We start from the raw sequence: 15,144 nt of genomic DNA on the forward strand, positions 1-15,144 counted from the left end.
GTACTAAATGTATCAACAATATTTAAAATTAACAATTAAAGTGATTTATATGTTTTTATAATTTCAACAAATCAATCGGTAACTTCACGCAACACATAAAACATCAAATTAATTCCTGAATATTAAAAATTCGAAAATTAATATATTTTATTTTTAAAAATAAAATATGCTTATAAAATAAATCGATACTTATCAGAGGTTTTTTCAAAATTTCGGTGCCAACACGGCAGCTGCCTTGGCATTGGGTCAGCTTGGCGGTTCTGGTTTACTCGGCCCATGCGTCTGCAAACATGGGATTGAGTTGGCAGAACAGTTTTGATTTGCAGCTTGGCGGCAGCGGCTGTGGGCGGCTGGGTGTTCTTGCCCCGGCTTTGGGTGCTGGTTTAGCGCGGCTTTCAGCGCTCGCCCAGCGACTGGCTGAAGGTTTTGACGAGGGGCTTGGTGAGGTACTGGAACACGGTGCGTTGCCCGGTTTTGACTTCGATGGTGGCGGTCATGCCGGGCTGGATGGCCAGCTTTTCGTTGGGACGGCCACTGAACTGGCGGCCGGTGGTGCGCACTTGGGCACGGTAATAGGGTTGTTCGCCTTGGCGAAGGTCTTCGCTCAGGGTGTCAGCGCTGATGTAGGTGAGCTTGCCTGACAACTCGCCATAGACGGTGTAGTCGTAGGCGTCGATCTTGACGCGCACGTCTTGCCCGGGCTTGAGGAAGGCGATGTCGGCCGGCGAAACTTTGGCCTGGATGACGAGGTCGTCCTCCAGGGGCACGATTTGCATGACTTCTTCGCCAGGGCGGATCACGCCACCCAAGGTGGTGATGCGCACGTTTTTGACGACACCGTGCACCGGGGCGCGCTGCTCAGTCAGGGCAAGCTGGCTTTTGCGTTGGGCCAGGCTTTGCTGCACGCCAGCCAGTTCTTCTTGGGCTTTGCCCAGCTCGGCTTGGGCGTCCTGAAAGTATTTGTTGCGTTTGTTGGTGACTTGCGATTTGAGCTCGGCCACTTGGCGTTGCAGTCGCAAGATGTCGGTTTGGCTGACGTCTCCGGTTTTGAGCAGGGGCCGGGTCATGGCGAGCTCTTTTTGAACCAAAGCGATCATGCCGTCGATGGCCGAGATGTCCTCGCGGATGGCGGCTTGGCGTTTTTTAAAAAGCATGGTCTGGCTCTCTTTGAACTCGGGATAGTTCTTGAGCGCAGGTGGAAACTTGAGGTTGGTGCCCAGCACTTCGGCCTGCAGGCGTGCCACGGTGGCGGCCAGGCCTGCAGCTTTGGCGCGGGCTTCAAGGTAGCTGGTTTCAAACCTGACTTTTTCAAACTTGAGCAGAACTTGCCCGGCTTCGACGTTGTCGCCTTCTTTGACGAGCAGCTCGGAGATGGTGCCGCCTTCTTGCGATTGGATGATTTGCGTTTTGGAGCTGGCGATGACCGAGCCTGGGGCGCGGGTAATTTGGTCCAGGCGTGCCCACAATGACCAGCCCACCAAAATGAGCAAGGTGCCAAAGGTGATCCACACTGTCAGGCGCAAGCCCCCGAATTGCATGGGGGCGGCAGGGGCGAAGCGGGGGTTGATCGCGGTGCTGCGGTGTTTGAAGACCCAGAACAGGTTCATGCTTTGACCTCGACGAGGGCGGAAGGTGAGACTTCAGACACTGTGGGGGCTGCGGTGCCGCGCAAGCGGGCCAGCACCAGGTCGCGTGGGCCGTCGAGCACGATGCGGCCTTGGTCGACCACGATGATTCGGTTGACCCAGGCCAGCAAGGCAGGTTTGTGCGTCACGACAACGAGCAGTGACTCTGGCGCGAGTTCGTTGAACAGGTGGTGCATGACGCGGTTTTCGAGCTGCGCGTCCATGGAGGCGGTGGGCTCGTCCAGCAGCATGATGCGCGGTTGTTGCAGCAGCATGCGGGTCAGGCCCACCAGTTGGCGCTGCCCACCCGAGAGGCCTTTGCCGCCTTCAGAGATCTCCAACGCCATGCCTTTGGGGTGGCCCTGAATGACTTGGTCCAAACCGGTCATGGCGGCGGCGCGCAGGATTTGGCTGTCGCTGGGCGTGGGCATGCCCAGCGTGAGGTTTTCTCGCAGGCTACCTTGAAACAGGCGCACGTCTTGCGGCAGGTAGCCCAGGTGTTCGCGCACAAATTCGGGGGCCAAGTGGGTGACGTCGATGTTGTCCAGAAACACACTGCCCGTGCCGGGTTTGTACAGGCCCGACAGGATTTTGATGAGGGTGGATTTGCCCGAACCGATAGCGCCCAAAATGGCCACCCGTTCACCCGGCAGCATGGCCAGTGAGGGCACTTCCAGGATGGGGTGTTTTTCGGTGTAAGCGTATGCAACTTTGTCAAGGCGCAGCTGGCCCTGACAGTTTTGCGGCACAACCAGGCGGGTGGCAGGGTCGCGGTCGCTGGGCATGGCCATGATGCCGTCCAGGCCTTTGAGGGCGATTTGCGCATGCTTCCATTGCACGATCAGGCCCGGCAACTGCGCCAGCGGCGACAGTGCGCGCCCGCTGATGATGGTGCAGGCGATCAGTCCGCCCATGGTGAGCTCGCCCACGGTGATGGCATAGGCCCCGACGGTGACCATGCCCACGTAAGTGATTTGCTGCAAGACTTGCGTGATGTTGGTCGACAAGGTCGACAGGGCACGCATGTGCAGCTCGCCTTGGGCGATGCTGGCGGTCAGCTGGCGCCAGCGGTCAAGTTGCTTCCATTCGCCATTGGCAGCTTTGATGGATTCGATGCCGTCGATGGCCTCGATCAGCAAGCCGTTTTTTCGGTTGGATTCGGCCATGTGCTGGCCAGCGTATTTTTCGATGGGTTTGCGAAACAACAGGCCCACCAAAATGGCCAGCGGCACCATGACCAGCGGCACCAGTGCCACTTGCCATGAAATCAGGCCAATGACGATGACGAACAGCAGCGCAAACGGTGCGTCGGCCAAGATGAAGAGCGTGGACGAGGTGAGGAAGCTGCGCACCGATTCGAAGTGGCGGATTTGCGAGGCGAAGGTGCCCACGGTGCGGGGGCGTGCGTCCATGCGGATGTCGAGCGCTTTGCCAAAGAAGACGGCAGACAGTTCTTGGTCGATGGCTTTGCACGCACGCTCGACCATGTGGGCGCGCACTTGCTTGATGAGCAACTCCAGCGCAATGGCCAACAGAACGCCGACGGTGAGCACCATCAGTGTGGAGTAGCCCTTGCTGGGGACCACACGGTCGTAGACCTGCATGGAATACAGGGCCGCCAGCAAACCGATGAAGCTGACGATGAAGGTGGCAAAGACGGCGTCCATGAAGGCAGCACGGTAGCGGCTGAGCGCGAAGACGAACCACTCGCTGGCTGTGCGCGGACCTTCGGGCATGGCCTGCGTGTGTGCTCCGGTGTGTGGCTCGATGCCCTGAACGGAAGCAATTTTCAGCGCCAAGATGTGGCCTTGCGTGAGCGCTTGCAGGCTGATCTCGCCCACTTGACCTTGGTGGTCTTCGGTGGTGCAGCCCCCATGGCTGAGCTTGCCGCGCAGCATGAGTACGCGCGCGCCGTCCGCAGACACCCACAGCAACGGGAACTGGCCTTTGCCCAGTTGCGGTACGGACACTTCGCTGATCGCGGCCATGGCGAAATGCACGCTCCACAGTTCGGTGGCGCGGTGCTTTCGGCTGAGGCTGGAGAGGTCCACGCCGTCGGCATTTTTGTCCAACATGCCAAAGCGGTATGTGGGCACCGAGTGGCCTTGCAGGGCCGCCAGGCGCGAGAGCAATGCGGCAAGCTCGGGGTCTTGCTGGTAGCTTGGAGGGCGCTGTTTGTCGACGGGGCTTTGCAAGGGTGCAGACGTATCAGTCATTGAGCACCAGCAATTGTTGTGCGCTGATGTCGCCGGTCATGATCATCAGTCGGACTTTGGCCAGTTGGTGGCCGTATTGTGTGTCGGCTTGGTTGTACAGGGCCTGGGTTTTTTCGCGTTGCGCGTTGAGCACATCGAGCCAGTTTTTGCGACCCACTTGGTACTGGCGCACATACGACTCGACCACCTCGGTGGTGCCTTCCAGCAAAGCTTTGGCGGGTTCAATTTGAGCGGCCAAGGCATCGAGTTCGGACAAGGCCGCCTGGGCCTGCGACAGGAGGTTGCGCTCGAGTGTTTCCAGCTCTTGCTGTGCGGCGTCTTTGCGCGATGCAGCGGCCTGAATGCCCGAGCGTGCGCTCAAGCCTGCACCCGACTGGAATTGCAGGCTCAGATACGCACTGCTGCGGTCAGTGCCCGGGGTGACTTGTCCAGCCCAAGTGCGTTGAAAACCAGCCATCACGCTGGGGTACATCTGGGATTTGCTCACGTTGATCTGCGCGTCGGCACTGTCGATTTGTGACAAAAGTCGTTGTCTTTGGGACGAGTGGGTCACCACGCGCTCCAGCAACTGACCGTCTGTGGTGCGGGCCATCGGGATGTCGGCAGGGGCTTTGAGCGGACCCAGCAAAGGGCCCGCCCATTGCGCCAAGGTGCTCAGCGAGACGTCGAGTTGCTTCTTGATCTGGACGCGCTCGCTGACCGCTTGTTGCAGCCGGGCCTGGGCCAGCGTGGTGTCTGCAGGAGGGCTGATTTCGGCTTGCGCACGGCGCTGGATGAGGTTGAGCAAGCGCTCGTGCTCAACCACGTTGAGGGCAGCGCTTTTGTGTCGCTGCTCCAGTCGCAAGGTTTCATAAAAGGCGGTGGCCACTTGCGACAGCGCGTTGTATTGCGCCTCTTGGATGCCCGCTTGTGCCGTGCGTTGGTTCGATTCGGCCAACGCGATGCGCGAGCTCAGCTTGCCACCGGTCCACACGGGCTGCTCGACCTTGGCCAGGCTTTGTGCATAGCCGGTGTCAGAACGAACTTCTGAGCTGAGGGTAGGAAAGCGCCCCCATTGGGCGGCTTCGAGGTCAAACCCTGCGGCCTGTGCCTGGCTGCGGGCTTGCAAAACACTGGGGTGTTTGACGAGCGCGGCTTCGAACAGTTGTTTGAGACTGGCTTCGGCCGCCATGGCTGGCAAACCCAGCACCCCCACCCAGAGTGCCAAAGCCCATGCGGGCGAAATGATGGTGGGGATGTGGCGCAGTTTTTTGACGCGGGATTGAAGTGCAATGTGTGTCATGGATGGCAGTTCGCAATGTTGCCCGAACTTACCACTTAAATGAATATTTAATAATGCTTTTACATGAAATTACAGATTTAATAAAACTAATTTTTGGAAAATACAATGGCAAAAGATGATGAAACCAACAAGCAAACAAACGGGCAAAGCAGGACAAACCCCCTCTCGACAAATGAGGGCATGGCGCTATGATTGACGTTTACGTAAACGTAAGACCTTCCATCCCCGATTCTCACCCGCCCTACTCGGCCCGGAGACCAGCATGACCGACCTTTCCGCAGAATTCAAAGCTTTGGCCAATTACCGCCCCACCCACAAGGTGCGTTTTGTGACGGCGGCCAGCCTGTTTGACGGGCACGATGCGGCCATCAACATCATGCGCCGCATCTTGCAGAGCATGGGCGCCGAGGTGATTCACCTGGGCCACAACCGCTCGGTGGACGAGGTGGTGACCGCTGCCCTGCAAGAAGACGCGCAGGGCATCGCGATCAGCTCGTACCAGGGCGGTCACAACGAATACTTCAGCTACATGGTGGATTTGCTCAAGGCCCGTGGCGGCGAGCACATCCAGGTGTTTGGCGGCGGCGGCGGCGTGATTGTGCCGTCCGAGATCCGCGCCTTGGCCGACAAAGGCGTGCGCATCTTCAGCCCCGAAGACGGCCAAAAAATGGGCCTGGCTGGGATGATCGGCGAGATGGTCATGCGCTGCGACCAGGACGTGAGCCCGCTGGCCCCCAAAACCGTGGACGCCATTCAGGGCCACGGCGAGATGAACTGGCGCGCCCTGGCGCAGCTGATGACGGCTTTGGAAAACGACAAGGCCGATGCCAGCGTGGTGGCAGCTGTGCGCGAGCAAGCCGCGCAAAAGAAAGTGCCCGTGTTGGGCATCACCGGCACAGGCGGTGCGGGCAAGTCTTCGCTCACCGACGAGTTGATCCGGCGCCTGCGCCTGGACCAGGGCGACGCACTGCGCGTGGCCGTGATCTCCATCGACCCATCCCGCCGCAAGAGCGGTGGTGCGCTGCTGGGCGACCGCATCCGCATGAACGCCATTTCGCCTTGGTCACAAGGCCCCCGCGTGTTCATGCGCTCGCTGGCCACGCGTGACTTTGGCAGCGAAATTTCTGCAGCCCTGCCCGACGTGGTGGCGGCCTGCAAGGTGGCGGGCTTTGATGTGATCGTGGTGGAGACCTCCGGCATTGGCCAGGGCGACGCCGCCATCGTGCCGCATGTGGACGTGCCCATGTATGTGATGACGCCCGAGTTCGGCGCGGCCAGCCAGCTCGAAAAAATCGACATGCTGGACTTTGCCGAGTTCGTGGCCATCAACAAGTTTGACCGCAAAGGTGCCAGCGATGCACTGCGCGACGTGGCCAAGCAGGTGCAGCGCAACAAAGAAGCCTGGACTGTGCCCACCGAGCAGATGCCGGTGTTTGGCACCATGGCCGCCCGCTTCAACGACGACGGCGTGACAGCGCTGTACCAAGCGCTCAAAACCCGCTTGGCCGAGCTGGGCATGAAGACCACCGAAGGCCGTTTGCCGGTGGTCAGCGTGCGCTACAGCACCCACCAGAACCCGGTGGTGCCCTCAGCACGCACCCGCTATTTGGCCGAGATCAGCGACACCGTGCGCGGGTACAAAAAACGCGCCATCGACCAGTCGCGCCTGGCCCGCGAGATTCAACAACTGCGTGCTGCCGCCCGCATGCTGGAAGAAGGCAAACCCGGCCGCGCCAAGGCGGCCGAAGCCGCCAACGATCTGGCAGTGGCCCGCGAACAAACGCAAGACCCCACCGCCCGCAAACTGCTGGCCCAGTGGCCCGACATGCAAAAAGCCTACGCGGGCGACGAGTACGTGGTCAAAATCCGCGACAAAGAGATTCGCACGGCGCTCACCACCAAGTCGCTGTCTGGCACCACCATCCGCAAGGTGGCACTGCCCAAGTACGAAGACGACGGCGAAGTGCTCAAGTGGCTGATGCTGGACAACGTGCCCGGCAGCTACCCCTACACCGCAGGCACCTTTGCCTTCAAGCGCGAGGGCGAAGACCCGACCCGCATGTTCGCGGGCGAAGGCGACCCCTTCCGCACCAACCGCCGCTTCAAGCTGGTGTCTGAAGGCCTGCCCGCCAAGCGCCTGTCCACCGCTTTCGACTCGGTCACGCTGTACGGCAACGACCCCGACCTGCGTCCGGACATCTACGGCAAGATCGGCAACTCGGGCGTGAACGTGGCCACGCTCGACGACATGAAGGTGCTGTACTCGGGCTTTGACCTGTGCAACCCGACCACCAGCGTGTCCATGACCATCAACGGCCCCGCACCGTCCATCTTGGCCATGTTCATGAACACGGCCATCGACCAGAACATCGACAAGTTCAAAGCCGACAACGGCCGCGAGCCCACCGAGACCGAGGCCGCCAAGATCCGCGAATGGGTGCTGGCCAATGTGCGCGGCACGGTGCAGGCCGACATCCTGAAAGAAGACCAGGGCCAGAACACCTGCATCTTCTCAACCGAGTTCTCATTGAAGGTGATGGGCGACATCGCGCAATACTTTGTGCACCACGACGTGCGCAACTTCTACTCGGTGTCCATCTCGGGCTACCACATTGCCGAAGCCGGGGCCAACCCGATCAGCCAGCTGGCCTTCACGCTCTCCAACGGCTTCACCTTTGTGGAAGCGTACCTGGCGCGTGGCATGCACATCGACGACTTCGCGCCCAACTTGTCGTTCTTCTTCAGCAACGGCATGGACCCCGAATACACGGTGCTGGGCCGCGTGGCGCGTCGCATCTGGGCCGTGGCCATGAAAGAAAAATACGGCGCGAACGAGCGCAGCCAAAAGCTCAAGTACCACATCCAGACCTCGGGCCGATCGCTGCACGCCCAAGAGATCCAGTTCAACGACATCCGCACCACGCTGCAGGCGCTGATTGCGATCTACGACAACTGCAACAGCCTGCACACCAACGCGTTTGACGAAGCCATCACCACGCCCACCGAAGACTCTGTGCGCCGCGCCATGGCGATCCAGATGATCATCAACCGCGAGTGGGGCCTGGCCAAAAACGAGAACCCGAGCCAAGGCGCCTTCATCATCGAGGAACTGACCGAATTGCTGGAAGAAGCCGTGCTGGCCGAGTTTGAAAAGATCGCCGAACGTGGCGGTGTGCTGGGCGCGATGGAAACCGGCTACCAGCGCGGCAAGATTCAAGACGAATCAATGCATTACGAAATGCTCAAGCACACGGGCGAGCTGCCCATCATCGGCGTCAACACCTTCCGCAACCCCAAGGGCGACGAGGTGATGGAGACGCTGGAACTGGCCCGCTCGACCGAGGAAGAAAAGCAGTCGCAGCTCCAGCGCCTGAACGACTTCCACGCCCAACACGCCAACGAATCGCCCGCGATGCTCAAGCGCCTGCAACAAGCCGTGATCGACAACGGCAACGTGTTCGAGGTGCTGATGGACGCCGTGCGTGTTTGCTCGCTCGGTCAGATCACCAACGCCTTGTTTGAAGTGGGTGGGCAGTACCGACGCAACATGTGAGCGGCCCAGCAGCGGCACGGGTGCAGTGCGACAGCACGGGCCGCCACACAGGCGACAGCAAGCACGGGGCCATGGGTGTTCTTCCCATTGCGCCAGGCTCGCATTTGCCGCAGCATGCCTTTCAGTTTGTTCACGTCCACACTGAAAGGCCCTTATGCAACTCATGCCCAAACGCCTGATCCAAACCCTGCTGAGCGCCACGTGTTTGCTGGCCAGTGGTTTGGCTGCAGCCCAGACCTACCCTGCCAAACCCATCACGCTGGTGGTGCCCTTTGCAGCAGGTGGCCCCACCGACATCGTGGCCCGCACGCTGGCCGCCACCATGGGCAAATCTTTGGGCCAAACGGTGCTGGTGGAAAACAAGGTGGGTGCCGGAGGCACCTTGGCGGGCGCTTATGTGGCCAAGGCCAACCCCGATGGCTACACCCTGCTGATTCACCACAACGGCATGTCCACGGCCCCCGCGCTCTACCGCAAGATGGCTTTCAACCCATTGACCGACTTCGAGTACATCAGCCAAGTGGTGGATGTGCCCATGACGCTGCTGGGCCGCAAAGACCTGCCGGCCAAAACCCTGCCCGAGCTGAGCACCTACGTCAAAGCCAACGCCAAAAGCATCAATCTGGCCAATGCGGGTCTGGGCGCGGTGTCCCACCTTTGCGGCATGCTGTTTCAGCAGGCACAGGGCGTGGACCTGACCACGGTGCCGTTTTCGGGCACAGCACCCGCCATGAACGCGCTGCTGGGCGGCCAGGTCGATTTGTTGTGTGACCAGACCACCCAAACCACGCAACACATCAAGGCGGGCACGGTGCGCATGTACGGCGTGACCACCAAGCAGCGCATCCGCGCCTTGCCCGATGCCCTCACGCTCAACGAAAGCGGTCTGAAGGATTTCGAAGTCATCGTCTGGCATGGCGTGTACGCCCCCAAAGGTACGCCTTCGGCTGTGATCGACAAATTGAATGCGGCCGTGCGTGCCAGCCTGAAGGACCCCGCCTTTGCGGCCCGCATGGCCGATCTGGGTGCCGAGATCGTGCCCGAATCCAAACAATCGCCCGAGGGCCTGCGCAGCTGGCTACAGTCTGAAATCAACAAATGGGGGCCGGTGATCCGCTCAGCCGGGGTCTACGCCGACTGAGCCTCTGCCCAGCCGGGTATGGCGGTCAGGCCAGCTCGGAAATCTCGATCAGGTTCAGGTCGGGGTCGCGCACATAGACCGAACGGATCTTTTGCGTGGCCCCTGTGCGCATGACCGGACCGTCCACAATGGGCCAGTTCTGTGCGTTCAAACGGGCGATCACCTCGTCCAGCGGCACCGAGGCGATGAAGCACAAGTCCAGCGCGCCGGGCACGGGCAGGTGGGCTTTGGGCTCGAATTCCTTGCCGCGCACATGCAGGTTGATTTTCTGGTTACCAAACTTGAAAGCTTGGCGCATGACCGGTGGCGTGCCGCCCACAAAACGCTCCAGCCCCATGCCCAGCACACGGGTGTAGAAATCCACACAGGCGGCTTCATCGAAGGTGGTCAACACCAGGTGGTCGAGGTGGTCAATCATGGTCGTGCTTCGGTGGATCGGGTCTTTAGAGCCCGCATTTTGGCTGATTTTGGGGCCAGCGGCGTCTGCGCACCCAAGCACCTGCGCCCTGCTCTGACCCCTTACGGCATTGCAGGCTTTCAAACGGGGGGATAATTCACCCCATTCGACACCGATCCCATTTGGAGTAACAACCATGAGCGACACCCAACAACGCATCGACGAACTCGTCAAAGGCAACGCCATCACCCTGTTCATGAAGGGCAGCGCCAGCTTCCCCATGTGCGGCTTCTCTGGCCGTGCCATCCAACTCTTGAAGGCCTGCGGCGTTGACCCCAAGACCGTCAAAACAGTGAATGTGCTGGACGACGCTGAAATCCGCCAGGGCATCAAGGAGTACAGCAACTGGCCTACCATCCCCCAGCTCTACGTCAAAGGCGAATTCATCGGCGGCTCGGACATCATGATGGACATGTACGAATCGGGCGAACTGCAACAAGTGATCAACGGCCAGGCCTGATCCCTTGTCTGCCTCGCGCCAAGCCACCTCCGGGTGGCTTTTTTGTGCTCAGTCGACGCTGTGCCGCCAGACTTGCTGCGCCGCCAGCACCGCCTGAGGGTAATGCGCCTGCCCACGCGAGCCGTTGTAGCGGCCCAGCGCCATGAACAGATCGCCTTTTTCACGGTCCAGGTAATGCCGCAAGATCACACAGCCAAATCGCAAATTGGTCTGCATGTGAAACAGTCGTCCCTCATGACCGTCGCCAATGCTTCGGGCCCAAAACGGCATGACCTGCATGTAGCCCCGCGCCCCCGCAGAAGAGATGGCAAATTTGCGGAATGCGCTTTCCACCTGCACCAAGCCCAGCACCAAAGACAGGGGCAAGCCCGCACGGCGTGCTTCGTACCACAGGGTTTGCAGGAACTCTTGCCGCTCGACGGGGTGGTTTTTGTAACGCAGCAGGCGCTGGCTGCTGGCCGCCTGCCATTGGGCATAGGCCTGCTGATCCGCCTGTGTGCGCAACACCGGCTCGGGCGGTGCGGCGTCGGCCACGGCCGCGCTCAGCGCGGTGCGCACCGCGTGCGACAAAGGCTCTTCGAGTTGTGAGCCCGCTTGCGCTGGCCAAGGCCCAGCGGCCAAGCTCAGGCTTGCAAGCGTCGCCAAGCGGCCCAAGACTTGGCGACGGCGTTCAACTATAGGGGCCATGACCGAAGGCATGCCCCAGGCAGTCAAGCAGACAGACGGGCTTTGACGTGGGCCAAGATGTCGGCCACCGGCACTTTGCTCGATTCGGCATCACGGCGGTGCTGGTATTCCACCAAGCCGTCCTTGAGGCCCTTGTCGCCGATCGTGATGCGGTGCGGCACACCGATCAGCTCCCAGTCGGCAAACATGGCACCAGGGCGCTCGCCACGGTCGTCCAGGATCACGTCCACACCGGCTTCGAGCAGGCCGTTGTAAACGCGCTCGGCTTCTGCCTTGACGGCTTCGCTGCGGTCCATGCCGATGGGGCAAATCACTGCAGTGAAGGGTGCAATCGCGTCCGGCCAGATGATGCCGCGCTCGTCGTGGTTTTGCTCGATGGCCGCTGCAGGCAGGCGCGTGACGCCAATGCCGTAGCAGCCCATCTCCAGAAACTGCGGCTTGCCGTTTTCGTCCAAGAAGGTCGCGTTCATGGCCTTGGAGTATTTGGTGCCCAGGTAAAACACGTGGCCCACTTCGATGCCACGCTCGATCGCCAGCTCGCCTTGGCCGTCGGGCGATTTGTCGCCCGCCACCACATTGCGGATGTCGGCCACCAAGGCGGGTTCGAGCAGGTCTCGGCCCCAGTTCACGCCGGTGATGTGGAAGTCTTCTTCGTTGGCGCCGCAGATCCAGTCGGCCATCACGGCCACGTCGCGATCGGCCACCACATGCACGGGTTTTTTCAGATTCAGCGGGCCCAGGTAGCCGGGCTTGCAGCCGAAGTGCTCTTCGATTTCACTCAGCGTGGCAAAGCGGAAACCGCCTTCCATGCCAGGCAACTTGCCGACCTTGACTTCGTTCATGTCGTGGTCGCCGCGCAAGAGCAAGAGCCAGACTTGCGATTTCACGATCTCGCCCTGCTCGTCCAGGGTGTCGGTGGCCAGCACCAGCGACTTGACGGTGGTAGAAAGCGGCACATTCAGCAAAGCAGCCACGTCTTCGCAGGTGCTCTTGCCCGGCGTGGGCGTCTTGGTCAAAGTTTGTTTGGCCTCGCTGCGAGGCACGCTGGGGGCCAAGGCCTCGGCCTTTTCCATGTTGGCGGCGTAGCCGCTGGTGGGGCAGTACACGATGGCGTCTTCGCCCGTGGCGGCAATCACCTGGAATTCTTCGGACAGGTCGCCCCCGATGGCACCGCTGTCGGCGGCCACAGCGCGGTAGGTCAGGCCAAAGCGGTCAAAGATCTTGCGGTAGGCACCGGCCATCACCTGGTAGCTGGCCTTGGCGCTGGCCATGTCGCGGTCAAAGCTGTAGGCATCTTTCATGGTGAATTCACGGCCACGCATCAGGCCAAAGCGGGGGCGGCGCTCGTCACGGAATTTGGTCTGGATTTGGTAGAAGTTTTTGGGCAGCTGTTTGTAGCTGCGCACTTCCTGGCGCACCACATCGGTTACCACCTCTTCGCTGGTGGGCTGGATCACGAAGTCGCGGCCATGGCGGTCCTTGATGCGCAACAGCTCTGGGCCCATCTTGTCAAAGCGTCCCGTTTCTTGCCACAGCTCGGCCGGCTGCACCACGGGCATGGTCATCTCGATGGCGCCAGCGCGGTTCATCTCTTCGCGCACGATGGCCTCGACCTTGCGGATCACGCGCAAGCCCATGGGCATGTAGTTGTAGATGCCAGCGCCCAGCTTCTTGATCATGCCGGCGCGGGTCATCAGCTTGTGGCTGACCACTTCAGCGTCTGCCGGCGCTTCTTTGAGGGTGGAAATGAGAAATTGAGAAGCTTTCATCGCGGCACGCTTACTAAACAGAGGAATCAGGGAAACATCCAAGAGCCAGCGCCAATGCGGCGTGCATAATGGACACAATTTAAAAATTTGAGGTTGATTATGCTTGACCGTGAAGGCTTTAGGCCGAACGTCGGCATCATTCTGCTCAACCAGAAAAACCAGGTGTTCTGGGGCAAACGCATCCGCACCCACAGCTGGCAGTTTCCGCAAGGCGGCATTGACCGGGGCGAGAGTCCTGAGCAAGCCATGTTCCGTGAACTGCACGAAGAAGTGGGGCTCCATCCGGAGCATGTGCGCATCGTGGCCCGCACCCGTGACTGGTTGCGCTATGAAGTGCCAGACCGCTTCATCCGCAGGGATGCTCGCGGCTTTTACAAGGGCCAGAAACAGATCTGGTACCTGCTGCAGTTGGTCACGCACGACAACCACCTGAATCTGCGCGCTACCGATCACCCAGAGTTCGACGCCTGGCGTTGGAACGACTATTGGGTGCCTCTTGAAGCAGTCGTGGAGTTCAAGCGTGGCGTCTACGAAATGGCCTTGACAGAGCTGGCGCGTTTTTTGCCCAGACACGAGCGGCACAACCGTTATTTGCGCGGCGGCCCTCGTGGCCCGCGTGAAAACGGCGGTGACGATCACGGCCACGTGGAGATGCAGCAACCCCTGCACATGGAGCTGCCGCCGGGCGCAAGTTTTGACCCCAACCCTCAGGGCTGAACAACCTGTGCCTCAGGAAAAAGCCCGCAAATTGCGGGCTTTTTCTTGGGCTTGGATTGTTTGACTCAGCAGCTCAGGATCAGGTTATCGCGGTGCACCATCTCGGGCTCGGCGGTGTAACCGAGCAAGGCTTCGTAGCCATGCGATGGTTTGCGGCACAGCAAGCGCGCCTCGGCGCTGGCGTAGTTGGCCAAGCCCCGGGCAATTTCTGCGCCCTGCTCGTCTCGGATGGCGATCACATCGCCGCGCGAGAACTCACCCGCCACACCGGTCATGCCAATCGGCAAGAGGCTCTTGCCTTGGGTCAGCACCTTGTGAGCCGCACCGGCATCCACTGTGACCGAGCCGCGCAGTTGCAGGTGGTCGGCCATCCATTGTTTACGAGCTTGCTGCTTGGCCGTTTGTGCCACCAACAAGGTGCCCATGTTGTCGCCTTGGCAAAGGCGCAACAAGGCATCGGGCTCGCGGCCCCAAGCGATGACCGTGGAGGCGCCCGAGCCTGCAGCACGTTTGGCCGCCAGGATCTTGGTGATCATGCCGCCCTTGCCAATGCTCGAACCTGCGCCACCGGCCATGGTCTCGAGCAGTGGGTCCCCGGCACGGGCTTCGTGAACAAAAGTGGCTGAGCGGTCTTTACGGGGGTCTGCGGTGTACAAGCCCTTCTGGTCGGTCAGGATGATCAGCAAGTCGGCTTCGACCAGATTGGCCACCAAGGCCCCCAGGGTGTCGTTGTCACCAAACTTGATCTCGTCGTTGACAACCGTGTCGTTCTCGTTGATCACCGGCAAGACCCGGTGCTGCAGCAAGGTGAGCAAGGTCGAGCGGGCGTTGAGGTAACGCTCGCGGTCGGCCAGATCGGCGTGCGTGAGCAAGACCTGAGCGCTGCCCATGCCGTTTTCACGCAGCTTGGTTTCGTACATCTGAGCCAAGCCCATCTGGCCCACGGCGGCCGCAGCCTGCAAAGCCGGCACCTCGCTGGGGCGGGTGGTCCAGCCCAGGCGCTTCATGCCTTCGGCAATCGCACCGCTAGAGACCATCACCACCTCTTTGCCTTGCGCACTGAGCAAAGCCATCTGACGGCACCACTCGCCGATGGCCGCTTCGTCGAGGCCTCGGCCTTCGTTGGTCACCAGACTGGAGCCCACTTTGACAACGATGCGCCGGGCATCGCGCAGCAGGGTGGATACGGCAGGAGTGGTCATGCTCAAGAAGGGTCTTTGGCTTGGGGACAGCCGAT

The 15,144-nt window shown here is 60.5% G+C and carries 11 protein-coding genes; 4 read left to right on the plus strand and 7 right to left on the minus strand.

All coding sequences use genetic code 11. The features are described from left to right. Positions 1 to 395: 395 nt before the first annotated feature. The 3 genes from B9Z52_RS15515 to B9Z52_RS15525 are packed head-to-tail and all read right to left on the minus strand — an operon-like array spanning position 396 to position 5,123. Positions 396 to 1,607, minus strand: a complete 1,212-nt coding sequence (locus B9Z52_RS15515; protein WP_233251990.1) for an HlyD family type I secretion periplasmic adaptor subunit — start codon at positions 1,605 to 1,607, stop codon at positions 396 to 398. Continuing rightward, positions 1,604 to 3,820, minus strand: a complete 2,217-nt coding sequence (locus B9Z52_RS15520; protein WP_199222118.1) for a type I secretion system permease/ATPase — start codon at positions 3,818 to 3,820, stop codon at positions 1,604 to 1,606. The genes B9Z52_RS15515 and B9Z52_RS15520 overlap by 4 nt, the downstream gene beginning before the upstream one ends. A 13-nt stretch (positions 3,821 to 3,833) precedes the next feature. Further along, entirely contained in the window at positions 3,834 to 5,123 is a 1,290-nt protein-coding gene (locus tag B9Z52_RS15525; RefSeq protein WP_108414764.1) for a TolC family protein, read from the minus strand. A gap of 262 nt (positions 5,124 to 5,385) precedes the next feature. Here B9Z52_RS15525 and icmF point away from each other — a divergent pair, with 262 nt between their 5' ends. Beyond that, entirely contained in the window at positions 5,386 to 8,676 is a 3,291-nt protein-coding gene (icmF, locus tag B9Z52_RS15530; RefSeq protein ID WP_108414765.1) for a fused isobutyryl-CoA mutase/GTPase IcmF, read from the plus strand. A gap of 154 nt (positions 8,677 to 8,830) precedes the next feature. Next, the gene (locus B9Z52_RS15535) at positions 8,831 to 9,817 is read left to right on the plus strand and encodes a tripartite tricarboxylate transporter substrate-binding protein (RefSeq protein ID WP_108414766.1); all 987 of its coding nucleotides are present in this window, start codon (positions 8,831 to 8,833) and stop codon (positions 9,815 to 9,817) included. 25 nt (positions 9,818 to 9,842) lie between these two features. On the opposite strand, the gene B9Z52_RS15540 is transcribed toward B9Z52_RS15535, so the two are convergent. Continuing rightward, positions 9,843 to 10,235 (minus strand): VOC family protein, encoded by a 393-nt coding sequence (locus B9Z52_RS15540; RefSeq protein ID WP_108414767.1) that lies wholly within the window; start codon positions 10,233 to 10,235, stop codon positions 9,843 to 9,845. Between the two features lie 175 nt (positions 10,236 to 10,410). Between B9Z52_RS15540 and grxD the strand changes: the two genes are divergently transcribed. Beyond that, the gene (gene grxD / locus B9Z52_RS15545) at positions 10,411 to 10,734 is read left to right on the plus strand and encodes a Grx4 family monothiol glutaredoxin (protein ID WP_108414768.1); all 324 of its coding nucleotides are present in this window, start codon (positions 10,411 to 10,413) and stop codon (positions 10,732 to 10,734) included. A gap of 48 nt (positions 10,735 to 10,782) precedes the next feature. On the opposite strand, the gene B9Z52_RS15550 is transcribed toward grxD, so the two are convergent. Continuing rightward, positions 10,783 to 11,421 (minus strand): lytic transglycosylase domain-containing protein, encoded by a 639-nt coding sequence (locus B9Z52_RS15550; RefSeq protein ID WP_108414812.1) that lies wholly within the window; start codon positions 11,419 to 11,421, stop codon positions 10,783 to 10,785. Between the two features lie 23 nt (positions 11,422 to 11,444). Continuing rightward, positions 11,445 to 13,190 (minus strand): proline--tRNA ligase, encoded by a 1,746-nt coding sequence (locus B9Z52_RS15555; protein WP_108414769.1) that lies wholly within the window; start codon positions 13,188 to 13,190, stop codon positions 11,445 to 11,447. 99 nt (positions 13,191 to 13,289) lie between these two features. Here B9Z52_RS15555 and B9Z52_RS15560 point away from each other — a divergent pair, with 99 nt between their 5' ends. After that, positions 13,290 to 13,907 (plus strand): RNA pyrophosphohydrolase, encoded by a 618-nt coding sequence (locus tag B9Z52_RS15560; RefSeq protein ID WP_108414770.1) that lies wholly within the window; start codon positions 13,290 to 13,292, stop codon positions 13,905 to 13,907. A 65-nt stretch (positions 13,908 to 13,972) separates the two neighbouring features. Here the strand turns inward: B9Z52_RS15560 and proB are convergent, their stop codons facing one another. Further along, positions 13,973 to 15,109, minus strand: a complete 1,137-nt coding sequence (gene proB / locus B9Z52_RS15565) for a glutamate 5-kinase (RefSeq protein ID WP_108414771.1) — start codon at positions 15,107 to 15,109, stop codon at positions 13,973 to 13,975. Positions 15,110 to 15,144 lie beyond the last annotated feature (35 nt).

It is taken from the genome of Limnohabitans sp. Jir72, assembly GCF_003063575.1.
In the GTDB taxonomy this organism is placed as follows: domain Bacteria; phylum Pseudomonadota; class Gammaproteobacteria; order Burkholderiales; family Burkholderiaceae_C; genus Limnohabitans_A.

What these genes read in the sequence shown, in the direction of transcription:
- B9Z52_RS15535 (WP_108414766.1), top strand. Translation starts at nt 8,831, where the DNA reads ATGCAACTCATGCCCAAACGCCTGATCCAAACCCTGCTGAGCGCCACG.
- B9Z52_RS15555 (WP_108414769.1), bottom strand. Translation starts at nt 13,190, where the DNA reads ATGAAAGCTTCTCAATTTCTCATTTCCACCCTCAAAGAAGCGCCGGCA.
- proB (WP_108414771.1), bottom strand. Translation starts at nt 15,109, where the DNA reads ATGACCACTCCTGCCGTATCCACCCTGCTGCGCGATGCCCGGCGCATC.
- icmF (WP_108414765.1), top strand. Translation starts at nt 5,386, where the DNA reads ATGACCGACCTTTCCGCAGAATTCAAAGCTTTGGCCAATTACCGCCCC.
- B9Z52_RS15525 (WP_108414764.1), bottom strand. Translation starts at nt 5,123, where the DNA reads ATGACACACATTGCACTTCAATCCCGCGTCAAAAAACTGCGCCACATC.
- B9Z52_RS15560 (WP_108414770.1), top strand. Translation starts at nt 13,290, where the DNA reads ATGCTTGACCGTGAAGGCTTTAGGCCGAACGTCGGCATCATTCTGCTC.
- B9Z52_RS15550 (WP_108414812.1), bottom strand. Translation starts at nt 11,421, where the DNA reads ATGGCCCCTATAGTTGAACGCCGTCGCCAAGTCTTGGGCCGCTTGGCG.
- grxD (WP_108414768.1), top strand. Translation starts at nt 10,411, where the DNA reads ATGAGCGACACCCAACAACGCATCGACGAACTCGTCAAAGGCAACGCC.
- B9Z52_RS15515 (WP_233251990.1), bottom strand. Translation starts at nt 1,607, where the DNA reads ATGAACCTGTTCTGGGTCTTCAAACACCGCAGCACCGCGATCAACCCC.
- B9Z52_RS15540 (WP_108414767.1), bottom strand. Translation starts at nt 10,235, where the DNA reads ATGATTGACCACCTCGACCACCTGGTGTTGACCACCTTCGATGAAGCC.